The organism is uncultured Roseibium sp. (genome assembly GCF_947499295.1).
GTDB lineage: Bacteria > Pseudomonadota > Alphaproteobacteria > Rhizobiales > Stappiaceae > Roseibium.
Map to the genome: position 1 here is coordinate 1 of NZ_CANMNP010000073.1, position 3,072 is coordinate 3,072.

The following is a 3,072-nucleotide window of genomic DNA, read 5'->3' on the forward strand; positions in this document are numbered from 1 at the left end:
ACCGTACCGCCGAGTGAGCCTTCGAGTTGGGCGAGTTCCTGTCCGCCTGCCATCATTTCCTGTAGTTCTTCTGCCTTGATGTCTCCGCGCTCAGCTGTTCCAAGTGTTTTTCCCCGGTTGAGGACTGTGAAGCGGTCTCCGACGGCCATGGCATGGCGGACATTGTGGGTGATGAAGACGACGCCGATGCCTTTTTTGCGGACCTTGTCGATTGTTGCGAGCACATTGGAGGTCTGGCGCACACCGAGGGCGGATGTCGGCTCATCGAGAATGAGGACCTTTGCCCCGAAATAAACCGCCCTGGAGATGGCGACCGTCTGGCGCTCACCGCCCGACAGGGTGCCGACAGCCTGGTCGGGCGAGCGCAGATGAATGCCCATCTTGGCCATCTCGGTCAGGGTGACCTCGTTGGCCTCGGCAAAGTCGAAGAACTTGAACGGACCGACGCTCTTTCTGGGTTCGCGGCCCATCCAGAAGTTCCGGGTCACCGACATCAGCGGGATCATCGCCAGATCCTGGTAGACCGTTGCAATGCCGGCCTCCATGGCATCGCGGGGCGTTGAGAAGCTGATCTCCTTGCCATCGATCAGGATCTTGCCGCGGGTGGGCTTGTGCACGCCGGACATGGTCTTGATGAAGGTGGACTTGCCGGCGCCGTTGTCGCCGAGCAGGCAGTGGCACTCGCCGGCCTTGACGGAGACGGAAACGCCGTTGAGGGCAATCACCGGGCCGAAATGCTTCTCGATGTCGACCAGTTCGATCAGGGGAGCTGTGTTTGCATCGGGCATCTCAACGTTCTCCTGTGATCATGCGGCGGATATAGGTGTTGAGGATCACGGCAAGCAGCAGGATCACCCCGAGGAACACCCGGAAGAGCGAACTCTCCACGCCGGCAAAGAACAGGCCCTGCTGGACGACGCCGAAGATCAGCGCGCCCAGGGCGGCCCCGATGACCGAGCCGTAGCCGCCGGTCAGAAGCGCGCCGCCGATGACCACGGAGATGATCGCCTCGAACTCCTTCAACAGACCGCGGTCGGCGGCCGCCGAGCCGAACTCCATCACCTGACAGGTGGCAAAGACGGTGGCGCAGAAGGCGGTGAACATGAACATGGAGATCTTCACCTGGCTGACCGGCACGCCGACATAGCGGGCGGCCTGTGCATCCCCGCCGGAGGCAAAGATCCAGTTGCCGAAGCGGGTACGGGTCAGAAGAATGTGGCCGAAGACGATGAGGGCAATGGCCCAGATCATCAGCATGGGAATGCCCTCGACCACGGGCAGACCGGCCTTGGGGCCGGCCACGAAGGTGCCGACAAGGCCCAGATCCGCCAGCCAGACGAACACCCCGGAAAAGACCTTGCCGCCGAACAGCCAGGCGATCGGATCGCCCTCGGCAATATCCTTGACGCCACCGATGATGGTCTTGCGGGTGGTGGCAATGGCAATGAAGATCGTCAGGCCGCGCAGGATATAGAGAAAGGCGAGGGTGACGATGAAGGAGGGCAGGCCGGTCTTGATGACCAGATAGCCGTTGAGGGCGCCAATGCAAAGGGACAGGGCGAAGGCGACCAGAATGGCAAACCAGACGGGAAAGCCCCACTGCACGCTCATGAGAGCGATGATGATGCCGGAAAAGCCGATCATGGAGCCGACGGACAGGTCGAACTCGCCGGCGATCATCAACAGGCAGGCGCCGACGGCGATGATGGCGAACTGGGCGGAAACGGTGCCCCAGTTGATGATGCCCTCGGCGGCGAACATGCCGCTGTCGCTGGCAATGCCGAGGAAAAACATGAATACGAGAATGGTGCCGCAAATGGCGCCGAGCTCTGGGCGGATCAACGCCTTGCGCATGCGAGACATCTCGCGGACGCGTTCGTCTTTCTCTGGTTCTGGTGGGGCTGCCGTTTGGGTCTCAGCCATGATGTCCTCCTGCGTGCCGTGTGGCCGGCCGCCTTGTGAAGCAGGATAGGCCCGCTTCCATGCGGCCCGGCCGCAGAACAATGTTCCGGATGAAGCGCGCTCGACTTCGATAAAGGAGCGCTTGGGTTACGTTCTTAAGAAGGGAGAGGCGGGGGAACCGCCTCTCCAGTCGACCGCTCGGGCGGCCACTGCCTTAGCGGTACTCGCCGGCGAATTCTTCAACCTTCGCCAGAGCGTCCTTGGTGATGAACCCCGGGCCGGAGTTGATGTTGTTGCCCGGAAGCACACCATAGCGCTGGTAGTTGGCCAGAACGATCACCGGCAGGTAGGCCTGCAGGAACGGCTGCTGGTCAATGCCCCACTGAATGGTGCCGTCCTTGATCGCCTTGACGATCTCGGTGCCCAGATCAAAGGTGCCGAAGTAGATGTCGCCGGCTTTGCCCATTTCCTGAAGCGCCTGGATGGTCGGGTCCGCGGAGGTCGGGCCGAGCGTCAGGACAGCTTCGGTGTCCGGGTTGGCCAGAAGATACGCCTTGACCTTGTTCTTGATCTCGGCCGGATCCTGGCCACTGTCGATCATGCTGGTGCCCAGATCCACACCCAGACCGTCGGCAAAGCCGCGGCAGCGCTCGCCAACCACAGGGTTGGAAACAACGTGGTTGACACACAGAAACGAGCCAACGCCATCACGCTTGGCGCGCTGACCGGCTGCAAGACCGGCATCATACTCTGGCTGGCCGACATACATCAGCGCACCGACATCGGCTGCCTGCTCAGGCGTGCCGGAGTTGATGATGATCACGGGAACACCCTTGGCAACCGCGTTCTGGATCGGTCCGGACAAAACGTCAGGATCGGCAAGCGTGGTGATGATGCCGTCCGGGTTGGATGCAGCAGCCTGCTCGATGATGCGCGCCATGTCCGCAATGTCGCCTGTCGGCGGATTGCGATACTCAACCTCAGCACCAACATGCTCACCGGCAAGAGCAAGACCGTTCTTGATCGTGTTCCACCAGCTGTCGCTGTCCGGCGCATGGCTGACAAGAACAAAACGCTCACCATCCGCAACCGCGGTGCCGCTCAGTCCCGTAAACGCAATCGCGGCCGTCGCAAAGGCGATCAATGTCTTCTTCATAAGTTCCTCCCAAA

General features: G+C 61.4%; 3 protein-coding genes. All 3 read right to left on the bottom strand.

The genetic code is table 11. The features are described 5' to 3' along the window. Positions 1 to 788, bottom strand: a 788-nt coding sequence (locus Q0835_RS29565; protein ID WP_298967012.1) for an ATP-binding cassette domain-containing protein, incomplete at its 3' end; no start/stop codon positions are given. 1 nt (position 789) lies between these two features. Beyond that, positions 790 to 1,923, bottom strand: coding sequence for an ABC transporter permease (locus tag Q0835_RS29570; protein ID WP_298967015.1), 1,134 nt, complete (start codon positions 1,921 to 1,923; stop codon positions 790 to 792). Positions 1,924 to 2,116: 193 nt separating this feature from the next. Continuing rightward, positions 2,117 to 3,072, bottom strand: a 956-nt coding sequence (locus Q0835_RS29575) for a sugar ABC transporter substrate-binding protein (protein ID WP_366142422.1), incomplete at its 5' end; no start/stop codon positions are given.